The sequence below is a fragment of the Pseudochryseolinea flava genome (assembly GCF_003286915.1).
Classification (GTDB): Bacteria; Bacteroidota; Bacteroidia; order Cytophagales; family Cyclobacteriaceae; genus Ohtaekwangia; species Ohtaekwangia flava.
This window is the reverse complement of the sequence record NZ_QMFY01000018.1, coordinates 46,623-61,412: the sequence shown is the minus strand read 5'-3', so window position 1 is coordinate 61,412 and position 14,790 is coordinate 46,623. Positions and strand designations below refer to the sequence as shown.

Sequence of the window (14,790 nt, the reverse complement as noted above, 5' to 3'; positions counted from 1 at the left end):
AGATTACCTTTCATTTTATTCGCTTTTATACCGTAAAAACGAATCGTATTTAATTAATTCAGAACAGTGATAACATTTCCTTTGGCATCTTGCACCTCAAACGAAACTTTACTTCCAAAACGACCAATGTTATACACTTTTGCAAAATCGCCATCCAATTGCTCTTCCGCGCTGTACGTAAGACGATTGCTCTCGTTGTAAATTTTCACCGTTACAGTCTTGTATGCACTCTTTGGAATAGATAAGATATACTTTCCTGTTTCTCCAACTACTTGCGTGAGTCGCGCATGCATCTCACTCTTCTCACGCTTCTCTTTCTTGTATGTTACTTGTTTTGCGTAATGTGCACCGCCGTCGTTTACATCAATGGTATAAGTCCCTTCTTCAAGGTTAGAAAAATTATAAGGTCTCGCAAAACCATTCTCTTGATGAACAGTTTCTGAGAAGACTAGCTTATGTGATTCGTTATAGATTGAAACAACAACTTTAGAAGTTGTCTGTGACTTGTAGTAGAGTTTAACATTTGCACCGTTGTTCGTAACGATTGCATCTGTACCGGAAACACGAGCTGAATTGTTAGCGAACACTGCACCACTTATTGCAATCGCTACTATCATTGATAAGATCTTTTTCATATCGCTGTTGTTTTATTTACAACTCTAAGACGCCACGCAATCGTTAAATGTTGCAGCGCAATCGTTAATTATTGTTAAGATTTTTTTCGCGGTGATAAAATTGGCTTCACATAAGAAAGGTCGCTCAAACGATGCGTTGTCATTCAGGTTACTATTCCGATAAAAAAATCAGTAACATTTTTCGTTTCGTTCGAAAGCGTACAATGAATTCACACAACTGAACATCAATGACTCGAAAAAAATTATTGATACATCAAGCGTAAAACTCACGCGCTGATAACAATTCGTTCAAAACTGTACAGTCGAAATTCAAGAATGAACAGGGGTACTCCCCTAATTTAGGTGATAGAGGTCACGACTCTTATCTTCTTGCTTGAAGATATCGGTTTGGTAGCGCACGCGGCTGATGAGAAAACTATCCTTTCGATCGTCTGACAACAACAGAAACTTATAACGATCTTGAAGATCCAAACTAAGTTCTTGCGCCACACTATATATAGAAATCGGCTCCTCCATCTTTGTGATTTTTCGCAGCCGCATATATTCCACAAACATTTCATGCAACGGTGTACTCGGCAATCGTGAACCATCAACCTGATGAAACCGAACGTCGCCGCCAGGATATGATTTATTTTGGTAGGTACGGAACAGTTGACCCAAACTTAGAATATCCTCACACTTAACGATGATATCGCATTCGCCAGTATGATGGCGCTTAATGATGCTTTCCAAGCGCATGAGCGAGCCGATTTTTTCTTCGTTCAAATCACTGGCGAAATAAATGCCGAAGCGTATATCTTCTACTTCTAAATCGTGAAGCAATTGTTTGTAGCGAGGCTCGAAGATGTGCAGTGGTACCAACTCACCAGGCATAGGTAAGATCGACAAGGGAAACATAGGAATATTCACAAAGCCTGCCATCGCTGTTAAATCATTTAATACTTCACGAGATAATGGGGTTTAACACCGTAGCGCTGCATAAGGTTTTCTTCACCGGGTAAAAAACTTAAGTTGATGATAAATGAAAATCCTGCAACAACGCCGTCGAAACTTTTAATCAAGTCGGCAGCTGCACCCGCAGTACCACCGGTAGCCAGTAGGTCGTCGTGAATTAATACCCTCGCACCTGGCTTAACAGCATCCGTATGAATTTCGACCGAAGCGGTGCCATATTCTAATTGGTATTCTTGAGACCGCGTGGCGTACGGGAGCTTGCCCTTTTTTCTAATCGGTATGAAGGCACAACCGAGTTCTAATGCGAGAATAGATCCGAAAATAAAACCGCGTGCTTCTGTAGCTGCGATCGCATCGATCTTTTCATTTTCAAATTGTGCGCGTAGTTCTGAAGCAATTGCCTTTACCAATTTCGGCGTTGCTAACACGGGCGTGATGTCTTTGAATACGATGCCAGCCTTGGGGTAGTCATTTATATCGCGGATCGTACTTTTTATTTGCTCTTGTAGAGACATACTATTTTATTTTCTGATAACTATCTAGACAATAATTTAAAAGCGGCCGGAAGGTATTCGATCAAGTCAGACGCAATCAGCGAAATCATCCCTTTGTCTGACGCTGCAAGATCACCCGCAAAGCCATGGACGTATACGCCGATGCGCGCGGCGTCTTCTGCCGTATATCCTTGCGCCAATAGGGCCGTTAGAATTCCCGTGAGTACATCACCCGTGCCTCCTGTTGCCATCCCTGGATTTCCAGTTCCATTAAAATACAATTTACCTTCTGGCGTTGCCACGGTTGAATGCGCCCCTTTCACGAGAACGACACTACGCAGTTGCAGCGCCAACTCCTTTTGTTTTTCTAACCGTTCAAAATCATCGCTCCACTCACCGACTAGTCTTTTAAATTCCTTTACATGTGGTGTTAAAATACTTCCCGGTGGCACAACCTCATATTTATTTGAGTGTGCCGAAAGAATATTCAATCCATCGGCGTCGATCACAACAGGTTTTGCAAAAGATTTCAGTACCGATATAAACGCTTTAACCGATGTCTCGTGTGTTCCTATCCCAGGACCAATACCCAGCGCGTTGTAAGACTCAAGATTACTGTAAGCTGTGAAACGATTGTCATCATCGTCAACTTGTGCCATGGCTTCAGGAACAGAACTTTGCATGATTGAGTAACCACACTGGGGAACATGTGTCGTGAGCAATCCTACGCCACTGCGCAACGCAGCTTTCGCAGACAGTATTGCAGCGCCCATTTTTCCGAAGCTTCCGCTAATCAACAACGCATGACCAAATGTTCCCTTGTGATCAAACTTTGATCGCGGTTTGATTAAGCGTTTGATATCTTTTTGCGTGAGTAAATAATTAGTCGTGTCTACTTCTTTGATAAACTTCTTACTCAATCCGATATCGAGAACTGTCCACTCGCCAATGTATTGTTGCGACTGTGGTAATAGGAAGGCAAGTTTAGGAAGTTGAAATGTTAATGTATAAGTAACGCGCGCAATGGGCTCCTCCGATTTTTGATCAGCCATTAATCCTGAAGGAATGTCTACTGCAATCTTGGTTGCCGTTGCTTGATTAAAACACTGAATCACTTGTGCATAAATTCCCTCAGGTTTCCGCGACAATCCAGAACCGAAAATGGCGTCAATCAACACATCACATTCAACAAACAATCCTTTATCAGCTTCGGACGAAATGTTCACGAGATCGACAACATAGCCTGCAAGTCGCTTGAAGTTTTCTTTAAAGTCATCGGACTCCTTCATATTACCGCGAACCACCCAAACTTTCACAGGGTATCCCCACGCTTTCAACTGACGTGCAATACCGAGACCATCGCCACCATTATTGCCAGTGCCGCACACGATCCCCACTTTGTTGAGAGCATGAAATCTTTCGGTGAACCACGTCGTAAAAGCGCGGCAAGCACGTTCCATGAGTTCTATCGAAGCAATGGGTTCATGTTGAATGGTGTATTCATCCAAGGCTTTGATTTGTTTTACAGTCAGGATCTTTGTCATAATTTATATCCAGACGATTAAAATCACTAGCGGTCTACTTCGCCCATTACCACATCCAACGAACCGATAATGGCGATTAGATCGGCAACAAGAATTCCCTTTGAAATTTCTGGGAGTACAGACAAGTTTACAAAACTGCATGACCTACACTTGCAGCGAAAAGGAAAATCATTGCGACCGTCGGCACGGAAGAAGAAACCAAGCTCGCCCTTTGGAATCTCACCTCTCACATAAAGGTCTTGCATCTTCGGGCGAATCTTCTTTGGCACAAGCGCTTGTGGATCAAAATCACGCGTGCGTTTATGATCTCCTTTTAATTGAACCAAGCATTGCTCAATGATCTTGATTGATTCGTGTAATTCGAGATAACGCACATACGTCCGGTCCCAGCAATCGCCGACCTTGCCCATTTTCCCTTCGCCGATAGGGACTTCGAAGTCTAACGCAGGGTATACAGAATAACCGTCAACGCGTCGCAGGTCGTAGCGAAGGCCCGAGGCCCTTAACATCGGTCCCGTTACACCGCAGTTGATCGCTAAATCAAGCGGTAACACACCCACATTCGCTGTACGGTCAATAAAAATTTTATTATTGATAAGAATCTCTTCGAGTTCTTGAAACTTCGGTTTAATGTAACGAACAAATTCTTCGCACTTCTCTTCAAACCCAATCGGCAAATCATAAAATAGTCCGCCAATCCAAATGTAGTTGTAGAGCAATCGCGCACCCGATGCCCATTCTAGCAGCCGCATGATATGTTCGCGATCGCGCATGATCCAAAAGAACGGTGTGAACGCCCCGATGTCCATTCCATACGTGCCGATCGCAATAAAATGAGAAGCAATCCTATTAAGTTCCGCTACCAATACTCTTGCATATTCAACACGCTTGGGAATTTGCTCTTCAATACCAAGCATACGCTCCACGCCCATCGCATACACATGCTCGTTGTTCATGGCTGCCACGTAGTCGAGTCTGTCGACAAACGGAATGATTTGATTATAGGGAAGATTCTCTGCGTGTTTTTCGAAACAACGGTGCAGATATCCAATGTGAGGAACAACTTCTTTTACGATTTCACCTTCCATGAGTACCTCAAGTCTTAGCACACCGTGCGTGGACGGGTGCTGCGGCCCCAAGTTTAAGATCATCTCTTCTGAATGAAGATTCTCCGCCTTTAACTTGTTAGGTTCTGACGCTGAAAGATTTCCTTCCTTATATTGATATTGAATGCCCTTTGACAATGTACTCGCTTTAATACTCCACCTTGATATTTCTGTAATAATCCTGATGCTTGTAATCCTTGCGCAGAGGATATCCTTCCCAGTCAGCAGGCATCAAAATTCGGCGTAAGTCTGGATGGTTCAAGAATTGAATTCCATACATATCGAACACCTCGCGTTCAAGCCAATCTGCAGTTTTCCAAATGCCACTGACTGATTCGACCCGCGGATTTTCACGTGGCAATACCACTTTCAACATCAAGTGTAAGTTGAATGGTATTGAATACAAATTATAAACTACCTCCATCGTATTTGCTTCAGCGCCATTATCTATTCCTGTGATGCATGAAAGCATATCGAAATAGGTTGCAGGATTACGTTGAAGTATTTCACAAACAGCGAGCAAATCTTCGGCAGCAAGAATTATTGCATGAGGACGAGCATTCATATCAAACTTCACTTCTTGTTTTAGTGAAGTCGATTCAATGATATTTTTGAATTCATCTAAGCTCATGATGCAACAGTGTGATCAACATTTTCTTTTTTCAACAGATTTTCAATAGCAGTTGGTGCCACCAGCGATTCGGCACGGATTTTCTCCTGAAGTTTCAAAAATCCGCCGATCAATGCTTCGGGTCTTGGTGGGCACCCTGGCACGTATACGTCAACCGGCACGATGCGATCAACGCCTTTCACCACATGATAACCATGCTGCCAGTAAGGACCACCACAATTCGAGCACGAGCCCATCGAGATCACATAGCGAGGCTCGGCCATCTGTTCATATAAACGCTTAATGCGATCCGCCATTTTAAATGTTACTGTTCCGGCGACGATCATCACATCGGCTTGTCGCGGTGTTGCGCGTGGTGCCATTCCGAAACGATCCATGTCGTAAACGGTTGTTCCCGTACTCATAAACTCTATTGCGCAACATGCAATACCAAAGGTCATCGGGAACATGGAAGAAAGTCTTGCCCAGTTAAGCAAGTCTTCCAATCGCGTCACCATTACACCTCCCTGCGCAAATTGTTGATCCAGCAACCCTTTCATAAGCGTTCTCCTTCTTTTCGATAGTTCTTGAATTTTTCGTTAAGCTTCTCGTACAACGCATGCGGTACTGGCGAATCGATCTGAGTCGGTTTCGGATCAGGCTTGATCCAATCGAGATGTCCATTCACCCACGCATACACAAGGCCTAAGGCAAGAATCACAATAAAGATTATCATCTCCAGGAGGGTAAACCATCCCCATTGACCGTCTGTTGCTTTAATCAAATCGCTTTTAGCGAAGATTGTTGTCCAAGGAAAAAGAAACACAATCTCCACTTCAAAAAGTAAAAAGATGAGGGCAACAATATAAAACCGTGTATTGAATTGCGACCACGCTTCGCTGGTTGGCTCTTCACCACTCTCGTAGGTCGATAACTTCTCAGGATTGGGTCTCGCAGGGCGAATGAGGCGCGACACCAGGAATGTGACTAGAATAAAGATCGTGCCGCCGGCGATAAACAATAATACTTCTCCGAATGCTGACAGACTTTGCTTCATAATCGGAATCAAAGATAAGCATTGAAGTGGATTGTGAAACCCTGTTTAGTTACACGCTCAACATTTTCGATTGACCACTGCGTAGGAATGATTTTAAGCTGGATTAACAATCACGGCCCTATGATACGATGATCACCAATGACCGTTAGGAAAAAGCCCTCACTAACCGACATCCAATTCCGGCGGAAGACCCTTTAACGCTCAACATGCCAAACATCAACACGCCAACACATCAATCATGTAACGGTCTTTTCTTGATCATTCCGCCTTTAATATCATTGACGCTATTTTCGACAACAAAAGCTTCTTCGTCGATTTTTGCGATTTCTGTTTTCAGTTTCTGAAGTTCGAGACGTGTAATTACTGAGAATAAAACATCGATATCATCATCGCGATGGCCGTGTTTTCCGAAACCACGCTTGCCTTTTAAGATCGTTACTCCCCTACCCATATGATCACTAATGGCATGCATAATCTCATTGCTTTTTTGTGACACAATCATCACGCTTGTATACTCCTCAATACCATGCACAACAAAGTCGACGGTTTTAGAAGCAACGAGATAGGTGAGAATAGCATATAGTGCAATCTCAATTTTGAGATAATAGCCCGCAACGGCGAAAATGATGATGTTCAAAATGAGAATAATATCGCCTACCGTGAGCGCAGTCTTTCGACTCGTATAAATCGCCAGCACTTCGGTTCCATCAATCACACACCCACCTCTAATTGAAAGACCAATTCCTAGGCCGAGAAAGAATCCGCCGAAGAAAGAGACCAACAATTTATCGTGCGTGATAAAAGGCACCTCAATAAACTCAAGACATATCGCGAGGGTAATGATGGCGGCAAATGTTTTGAGCGCAAACACTTTTGATATCTGCGTATAACCGATGATCATGAATGGAATGTTGATCACCACCAACAAAATTGATAAATCGAGTTTTGTCAGTACATTGATTAATAGGGAGATCCCGACGACACCACCATCGAGAAATTCGTTTGGCAATAAAAAACCTTTTAGTCCAAAGGTGGCGGCGGCTACGCCCAGACATATAAAAGCAATATCTTTAATCCAGCGCCACAGGTTAATTCTTCTCAGTCGAATAGCCTGAAGCTCTACAAATCTTTGTTGGGTAGACATGTGTTAAAAATAATCAAATCTAGCGGCAATACATGAGCGTCCGCTACCAGGCGAGAAACATATATGAATCTCTATTGAAATAAAAGATATGTCGATTAAAACGGTATTAAAGGTTAGCCGGTGCGTTTTGCTTTATAACCTTCTTTGATCAAGACTTGGACGACTTTATCGCGATGATCGCCTTGAATGAGTACTTCGCCATCTTTCACAGATCCGCCAACACCACATTTCGACTTGAGCATTTTTCCGAGCGCCTCAAGATCTGTCGACGCTCCAACGAACCCCGTTACCAACGTAACTTGCTTCCCTGCACGCATGCTTTTGTCCAACTGAACACGGAGCTGTTGTTGCTGCGGCGATAGCGTTGTTGCCTCCTCTTGCTGTTGATAGGCGTAATCAAAATCAGAATTGGTGGAGTAAACAACGCCTTCCCTATTTTTCCAATCGTTTTTCTTTGCCATGGCTTGTGAGTTAGTAGATCAACACCAAAGTTATGATTATTAGTACTGTTGTTACAATACCACAGTTAAAAGCCCCTGTGATATTTTTCTTGATCAAGATTCCGATGCTGGCAATAAGCAACAACAACAAAGGAACAAAGATTAGTGCACTATACATGTAGGCAAGCTTGAACTCTCCCCTACTCGTTGAAATCGCCATTGGCATACCGTAAATGCGACTTGAGTCTAGCGTAAATCCATCGGCTATTCCTGGAACGAGATCATAAACTTTTATTTTTTTATCTGATTCCGTCGTGATCATATAATACACAATACCTCGGGATCTTACATTCCGTACCTCACGAATGGAATAGACTGCCTCCTGAGTTGTTTTGTATGGAATGACATAATCAAATAAAAAGAATACAACAATCGCCGCACCTGCAATATTTATCCATAACACATACTTGTTCAACTTCTCCATCAACAAATACTCCGGTGGCTTTCTAGGTTTCCCTGTTCGATTCGTTGTTGCTGTTTTTGCTCGATAGCGCGGATCTCGGTGCGTTTTTACCGGCTCTTCGGCCAACACTTCGTGCAGCGACTTATACCGTCGTTGATCATAGAAAAACTTTTTATTTACATCGCTCAGCACATCATATGCTTCGTTTATTTCCTTGAACAATGACTCTGCTTCTGCACTCGGATTTTTGTCGGGGTGATATTGCACGGCCAGCAAACGATAAGCGCGCTTAATCTCTGCAGAACTTGCCGCTTCGCGGACACCGAGAATTGCATAGTAGTCTTTCATCTCTTCAATTAGTTAGAATACCAGGAAATAGTTAATGATCAACATGAGGCCCGTACCCACAGCAAAATTAAAATTAATAATAATGTTCCTTCGGTTGATTACACCCACTACGGAAGCAATCAACAGAAATAACGGAAAGATGATATACCCGCGATACATGTAGCCCATTGTTACTTGATTAAACCCTGACAGATCACTCACCGACATCGTGATTCCAAAAATACGTGTCTGCGTAAGCTTTATGCGTCCACCAAACTCACTGAGCTTTCGGTACACTTTAACCGTTTTATGAGAAGCTGTCGTCAAATAATAAGGCGCACCGCGACGCTGTAATTCAATTTCAGGGCCATTGGTGATCACTTCTGAAGTTTGACGATAAGGCATGATGTAGTCTACAGTAAATAGGAGAACAAGAACAAGCCCGACAATATTCAACATGCGCGCGGGTTGCGCCATGCGTTCCATGAAGCGTAGCTGTTGCGACTTTTCTCTTTTGTAGTTCGGCTTTGGTCGATATCGAGGATCTCGATGTTTCGGAAGCTGTTCCTCTTGAACAAATTCAGCAAAAGGTTTATACCGGCGAAGGTCATAAGCACGTCTTTCTTGCGGATCGATCAAGACATCGTATGCTTCATTGATCTCCACGAAGAGTGTCTGCGCTTCTGGTGACGGATTTTTGTCGGGATGATACTGAATAGCTAGTCTTCGATAAGCACGCTTGATCTCAGATGAATGCGCGTGATCACTCACGCCTAAAATTGCATAATAATCTTTCATCTGACACCTATTTCTAACCGGTAATGGCAGGTGATATTGTCATCGATAGTAACATTCAAAGACAATGGCGAAAGGCAGGTGAAATATTCGGCGGAAGCCTGATAGGGGTAAATTTGTTGGCTCGGCTTGATACCGAGTTTTATTTGATGTGGCGTTTCCATACGAGATGGATTGGGGACTTCACAAAAATACAGAAGCCCGGCGAAATATCCGGGCTTCTGCAATATTGTTTTTAGGAGGATGGTATTAGTTATTACCCATTTTCTCCATTTCTTTCTCAAAAGTCTCCTTGAACTTTTCGTAGTCGTAATCGATTTTCAAACGCTCATCTTTAGAGATGCGTTCGTTATACTTCGACACCAGTTCATCGGCAGACAATTCAATTGCGATATATGTTTTATATCTACCTTCTGCAGTCTTCATTAATTTCTCGCAAATGGTACGCACACCAGAAATAGTTTGGTCTACTACTTCGCGGTTAAGACTTTCAAAACGCTCCTCCACTTCTTCGCGGTTATTCATTTCGCGAGAGTTTACATAGTTGTCGGTTACGGTCTTAACGGTAGTTTGAATTGCTTGTGCGAGTTCATTGCGTGCGTTTGTTAACGCTTTCTTCTTTGATACTACCTGATCTTCACTTTCACCAATTGAATTCGCGCGGAAAAATTTATTGGTCGTAAAGAAATCAGGACCTGAACATGGAACAGAAACCTCAACTTCACCTTTAGGAGCCTTTACTTCTTTTTTGCTTTTACAGCCTGTTACAAAGACAGTCCCAAGGGCAATCATCGTCAGTGCAGATAGGGCAAGTTTTTTCATATGTCAATTGAAAATTTAGTTTACAAGTTATACTTAGGCAAATCAAATACCAAACCTGATGATTCTGCGAAAAAGTTGATTTTTAGTTCAACCTACTGCAAAATTGTATTCAGTAATTCACTCATACGCTCCTTTTCAAGCGTTTCCAAGGCTTTACTGTAGGCGTCGATACTTGATTTATCATAATCCAATCCATAACCACGAACGCGGTCTAATGTCGTCGCATAGATCTCTTTATTTTCTTTTACCGCCATCACCTTGATATTGCTCGTAAGATAGGTAATGTAGATGCTACCCGTAATCGAACCGCGCTCCGAATCTGATTGCACATCGAACCAAAGGTCTGCGGTACCTTTCGAATCGGTAAATTCAAATCCGTTGTTCGCCAGTAAATTCCGGAGCTTGTTGCTGATTTGAATACTGGCTTTGTTTTGGCCTAAACTTTTTTCTAGCGATGTCATGTAAACCACCGGACGTTGCACACGAAGCATTGCCTGTGATTGCGGAACATGGAAAGTTTTTGCAATCAATTTGAATATTGGCGAACTGGAGTTTCCGCTCAACATGTCAATATCAACTTTTACATTCAGCGTTTGCTCAAGATCACGCGAACCGATTTTGGTCAACAGAATTTTTGCTTGACCATGTTCATCGGTTTTATAATTGGGAAACACGTCGCCAGCGCCTTTTTCGAACGCAGCAAACAAAGGAAGGTCTGCAACCAGTTTGCTATTGTCCTTGTAATTGGCCTTCGCTACGACCGACTGACCACTCTGCTGAAGTCGTCGATTAATGTTCAATGCCGGCGGATCTACTTTTAGAAAAACCTTGTCGAGCGTAGTTTGAATTGACGCATAAATTTCATTCACCAACAGTACCTCTTTACCATCGACTTGCACGCGAATGGCTTCACCCAAATACTTTTCAATACTTCTAAATGCTTGGAAGTAGAAACTGATGGCTTGCAATCTTTCCGAAGCGCGCTCTGCATCTTTCGCTTTTTGCAGGTAGTCGGTAGCAAGTAATGTCGCGTTTCGTTTTTGCTCTTCTTTAATTTGCCTGTAGCGCGAGATGGAGAGGCGATAGTATACCCAATAGTTGTTTGGATCTTCCCATGCATCAACAAGTTCGAACTCTTCAATTTCGTCGGCTGCAGTGGTTTTAATAATTTGTTCGTATTGCTCCGATACACTTTTATCGGCTTCGAACTGACTTAAAATGGATGTCGACGAAATATTGACTTTGATATCGGAGATAAGGTCATCGAGCGCACTTTTCTTGGCGGCTTGAATGTAGTTATTCGTGCCATCTTTGACGGAATGGCCAATACCGGTGTAGTAACCGTCCTGATAAGGTTCGGTTTTCAACCACGCTGGTTTGAGCGATTCTGGGTCGGGCGGTTGGACTTTTGGGCTGCATCCGGCCGCGATCACGAAGAGGAGTGTGTAAAGTCGCTTCACAAAATAAATATTACGCTTTTCCGTTCCTATGCTTGCTACATCCGTGCCAAATCATCAGGAATCACATAAGGTTCTGGCAGGAAATTTAGCTTTTTAATCAGCGAATTTTCTAATTTTATCATAAATAAAGGTGTTTTATGAAATATCTCATGATAATCGGCTTGATCTCGTTGGCCCTTGTTGCTTGCCAAGAAAACGAATCTGTGAAGAAGAATGATTTCACCGGAAATGAGGCGACTTACGCATTGAAACCAGGCTCAGAATACGCTGTTCAAGGCGCCGTTACCTTTCAGGAAAAGGTGGACGGCACGATACTCGTAACCTTACAGCTTACGGGAACCGAAGGTAAGCTTCAGCATCCTGTTCACCTGCACCTCGGCAATATCGGCACCCCCGATGCGGATGTAGCAGCTCAACTCATGCCGGTCGAAGGCAGCAATGGTAAAAGCGAAACAATTTTGTCGCAGCTCGCCGACGAATCAAAAATTACATACAACGATATCATCGGCCTTGATGCTTGTATTAAAGTGCATTTAGCAGCATCTGGCCCTGATAAGGATATTGTTTTAGCTGGTGGAAATATCGGTAAGGCGTTTGCCAATGATGGTGCCGCCGGACGTCTCGGATTCAGCACCTGTCGCTCTAACTAGCAAATCTCCAGGTATAACATTAAAGGCCGTCTTTAAGATGAAGATGGCCTTTTCTTTTTAGTTCTTGTGCGGCAAGTTGCCGGCGTGAGTGGCTTCTATCTTCTGTGTTAAAAATCGTTCAATGGTTTTTCGCAGATAATCTGCTCCATCGAAATAATCGTGGTCTACACTAAAATCCAAGATCCTGATTTTCGCTTCACGCTTCTCAATCGTGATTTCAACTTGCCAAGAATATGAGCCACGCGATGCATATTGCGTTCTTGTAAATATTCTCTGTATTGACGTGTTCACTTTCAACGCTGGCTCAACTTTAATTACACGCGTACGCAAACTGTTTCTGAATACAATTTCTTTTCCCGTGATGAGCAAAAAATCGGTGCATTGTTTAATCAGGGAAAGTAACGAAAGCATCAGAAGAACGGTGACAAGAAGCATCATCACGACGAAAGCCCAATCGATGTTGTTAACCCGATCAATCAAGAAATACAAAACAGTAATACTGACAACGAAAATCAACAACATTCCAATATTAAATCTATTGCGAAGGCTGAACTTAGCGCTGACTTTCATTGTTTCGTTTACGATTTTCAAATCCAAACTTGCTGTATGCGCAATTGTTCTGAGATCTTTTTTCACGAATGTGATTTGATCATTGCAATGTATGCATAGAATGGGCGGGCAACAAAAAAGCCACCTTACATTTTAAGATGGCTTTTCGATTTGCATTGCCACTATCTACGCCTAAGACATACTAAAAATCCGCCTCGTAACCGTGCCCATTTTTGCCATAGAAAATCAACCACCGCGCCAATGAATAGACGATGTGTAATTTACTCGCTACTAATTCTTGGGCAGTGTCAGGTGGTTGGCGTTGCGACTTGAGATATTCCAAGTTCTGGTCCTTCGCGATTTCATCTGCCACACGCATGAGCCTGTTGCCATAGTCTAGCGTTTCTTTTGCCAGCTTCGTTTGCCAAGCTTCACTCACCAATTCGTCACCAATTAAGTCAACACAATCTGACATAAATTGCCCTCTAAACACATTCTCATCTTGCCCCATCGCCCTGTAAACAGGAACACCGTCTTGTTCTTTTGCAAGCTCGATCACATAGAAGCCATTGTATTGTCGCATCACCTCATCGAACGGTGGCTTCTGTTCGAGTTGATCATATTTCATCTTAATCCAATCGTCGGCTTCTTTGTCTCGCCCGACTCTTGGAGCGTTGATGGTATCTTAGGTCTTAATTTGTCCTGTAAACCATTCCTTCAATAAATCTTCTTTGGATGACGATGGAGGAATCTTATTGCTTGATAGCATCTTATAAATTTCCTCAAATCGATCTTCGAATCCTGGCTTGGGTTTCCCCATTGGTCTCATGTCTAGTCCCATGGTGACGGTATTGGTTTGTTTAACAACGTTGTTATTTTAAGGTAACTTAAGCTAATCAAATTGACACCAAGCAGCACAAAAAAAGCCGCCCCAAATTTGAGACGGCTCTTCATATTTTCGTAACAAGAGGCTTAGTCGCCGCCTTTTACTTCGACTTCATAAGAGGTAAGCGATGCCGACAAATACTCACGGTTAAGTCGCGCGATGTTTGTCAAGCTAATACCTTTCGGACATTCTGCTTCGCATGCGCCAGTGTTCGTACATGCACCAAAACCTTCAGCATCCATTTGCGCTACCATTTTCTCTGCACGCTCTTTACGTTCCGGTTTACCTTGTGGTAACAAAGCAAGCTGAGAAACTTTAGCACTCACGAACAACATGGCAGACGCATTCTTACATGCTGCTACACAGGCACCACATCCGATACATACCGCTGCATCGAAAGCTTCGTCAGCGATCTTCTTCGGAATCGGAATCTCGTTCGCATCAGGAACACCACCCGTGTTGATGGATACATATCCACCGGCTTGTTGAATTCTATCGAAAGCAGTTCTGTCGACCACGAGGTCGCGGATTACAGGGAATGCTTTTGCTCTCCATGGTTCTACCGTAATAGTGTCGCCATCCTTGAAAGAGCGCATGTGTAACTGACATGTAGTTGTTTGCTGAGGTCCGTGTGGTTTTCCATTGATATAGAGACTGCACATTCCGCAGATACCTTCACGACAATCGTGATCAAAGGCTACAGCGTCCTCACCTTTGCGAACAAGATCATTGTTCAATACATCGAGCATTTCCAGAAATGACATATCGGTCGATACATGTTCGATCGGATATACCTTGAAGCCACCCTTGGTAGCGTTATTTTTCTGGCGCCAAACTTTCAGCGTGATCTTCAT

19 protein-coding genes are annotated in these 14,790 nt (G+C 43.1%); 1 reads left to right on the top strand and 18 read right to left on the bottom strand.

The genetic code is table 11. The features are described 5' to 3' along the window. Window positions 1–53: 53 nt before the first annotated feature. From DQQ10_RS24015 to DQQ10_RS23945, 14 genes are all read right to left on the bottom strand, one after another. Entirely contained in the window at window positions 54–635 is a 582-nt protein-coding gene (locus DQQ10_RS24015; protein WP_112749485.1) for a hypothetical protein, read from the bottom strand. Between the two features lie 333 nt (window positions 636–968). Continuing rightward, window positions 969–1,556, bottom strand: coding sequence for an LON peptidase substrate-binding domain-containing protein (locus tag DQQ10_RS24010; protein WP_112749484.1), 588 nt, complete (start codon window positions 1,554–1,556; stop codon window positions 969–971). A gap of 14 nt (window positions 1,557–1,570) precedes the next feature. Beyond that, complete coding sequence (locus DQQ10_RS24005; protein ID WP_112749483.1) at window positions 1,571–2,104, bottom strand: adenine phosphoribosyltransferase; 534 nt, start codon at window positions 2,102–2,104, stop codon at window positions 1,571–1,573. Between the two features lie 20 nt (window positions 2,105–2,124). Further along, window positions 2,125–3,627, bottom strand: coding sequence for an NAD(P)H-hydrate dehydratase (locus tag DQQ10_RS24000; RefSeq protein WP_112749482.1), 1,503 nt, complete (start codon window positions 3,625–3,627; stop codon window positions 2,125–2,127). Window positions 3,628–3,653: 26 nt separating this feature from the next. Next, window positions 3,654–4,871 carry an NADH-quinone oxidoreductase subunit D gene (locus DQQ10_RS23995; RefSeq protein ID WP_112749481.1) on the bottom strand — a complete coding sequence of 406 codons (1,218 nt, stop codon included), beginning with the start codon at window positions 4,869–4,871 and terminating at the stop codon, window positions 3,654–3,656. A gap of 10 nt (window positions 4,872–4,881) precedes the next feature. Continuing rightward, window positions 4,882–5,364, bottom strand: coding sequence for an NADH-quinone oxidoreductase subunit C (locus DQQ10_RS23990; protein ID WP_112749480.1), 483 nt, complete (start codon window positions 5,362–5,364; stop codon window positions 4,882–4,884). Continuing rightward, window positions 5,361–5,903 carry an NADH-quinone oxidoreductase subunit B gene (locus DQQ10_RS23985; RefSeq protein ID WP_112749479.1) on the bottom strand — a complete coding sequence of 181 codons (543 nt, stop codon included), beginning with the start codon at window positions 5,901–5,903 and terminating at the stop codon, window positions 5,361–5,363. Before DQQ10_RS23985 ends, DQQ10_RS23990 begins: the two co-directional genes overlap by 4 nt. Further along, window positions 5,900–6,400, bottom strand: coding sequence for an NADH-quinone oxidoreductase subunit A (locus DQQ10_RS23980; RefSeq protein ID WP_112749478.1), 501 nt, complete (start codon window positions 6,398–6,400; stop codon window positions 5,900–5,902). Before DQQ10_RS23980 ends, DQQ10_RS23985 begins: the two co-directional genes overlap by 4 nt. 232 nt (window positions 6,401–6,632) lie before the next feature. Next, window positions 6,633–7,544, bottom strand: coding sequence for a YitT family protein (locus DQQ10_RS23975; protein ID WP_112749477.1), 912 nt, complete (start codon window positions 7,542–7,544; stop codon window positions 6,633–6,635). Between the two features lie 113 nt (window positions 7,545–7,657). Beyond that, a complete protein-coding gene (locus DQQ10_RS23970) occupies window positions 7,658–8,005 on the bottom strand; it encodes a translation initiation factor (protein WP_112749476.1) in 348 nt (115 codons plus the stop codon). A gap of 10 nt (window positions 8,006–8,015) precedes the next feature. After that, a complete protein-coding gene (locus DQQ10_RS28355) occupies window positions 8,016–8,795 on the bottom strand; it encodes a J domain-containing protein (protein ID WP_112749475.1) in 780 nt (259 codons plus the stop codon). Between the two features lie 12 nt (window positions 8,796–8,807). Next, a complete protein-coding gene (locus tag DQQ10_RS28350) occupies window positions 8,808–9,572 on the bottom strand; it encodes a J domain-containing protein (protein ID WP_112749474.1) in 765 nt (254 codons plus the stop codon). A 246-nt stretch (window positions 9,573–9,818) separates the two neighbouring features. Beyond that, window positions 9,819–10,391 carry an LPP20 family lipoprotein gene (locus tag DQQ10_RS23950; RefSeq protein ID WP_112749472.1) on the bottom strand — a complete coding sequence of 191 codons (573 nt, stop codon included), beginning with the start codon at window positions 10,389–10,391 and terminating at the stop codon, window positions 9,819–9,821. A gap of 92 nt (window positions 10,392–10,483) precedes the next feature. After that, window positions 10,484–11,851 carry an LPP20 family lipoprotein gene (locus tag DQQ10_RS23945; protein WP_165824098.1) on the bottom strand — a complete coding sequence of 456 codons (1,368 nt, stop codon included), beginning with the start codon at window positions 11,849–11,851 and terminating at the stop codon, window positions 10,484–10,486. A gap of 137 nt (window positions 11,852–11,988) precedes the next feature. On the opposite strand from DQQ10_RS23945, the gene DQQ10_RS23940 reads away from it, so the two are divergent. Continuing rightward, window positions 11,989–12,501 (top strand): hypothetical protein, encoded by a 513-nt coding sequence (locus DQQ10_RS23940; protein WP_112749470.1) that lies wholly within the window; start codon window positions 11,989–11,991, stop codon window positions 12,499–12,501. A gap of 57 nt (window positions 12,502–12,558) precedes the next feature. On the opposite strand, the gene DQQ10_RS23935 is transcribed toward DQQ10_RS23940, so the two are convergent. The 4 genes from DQQ10_RS23935 to DQQ10_RS23925 all read right to left on the bottom strand — a co-directional run bounded on the left by DQQ10_RS23935 (window position 12,559) and on the right by DQQ10_RS23925 (window position 14,790). Then, entirely contained in the window at window positions 12,559–13,137 is a 579-nt protein-coding gene (locus tag DQQ10_RS23935; protein WP_112749469.1) for a hypothetical protein, read from the bottom strand. A 115-nt stretch (window positions 13,138–13,252) separates the two neighbouring features. Continuing rightward, window positions 13,253–13,678, bottom strand: a complete 426-nt coding sequence (locus DQQ10_RS23930; protein WP_221409783.1) for a hypothetical protein — start codon at window positions 13,676–13,678, stop codon at window positions 13,253–13,255. Window positions 13,679–13,735: 57 nt separating this feature from the next. Beyond that, on the bottom strand, window positions 13,736–13,891 hold the full coding sequence (locus tag DQQ10_RS28155) for a hypothetical protein (RefSeq protein WP_221409782.1): 156 nt from the start codon (window positions 13,889–13,891) through the stop codon (window positions 13,736–13,738). Window positions 13,892–14,022: 131 nt separating this feature from the next. Next, a complete protein-coding gene (locus DQQ10_RS23925) occupies window positions 14,023–14,790 on the bottom strand; it encodes a succinate dehydrogenase/fumarate reductase iron-sulfur subunit (protein ID WP_112749528.1) in 768 nt (255 codons plus the stop codon).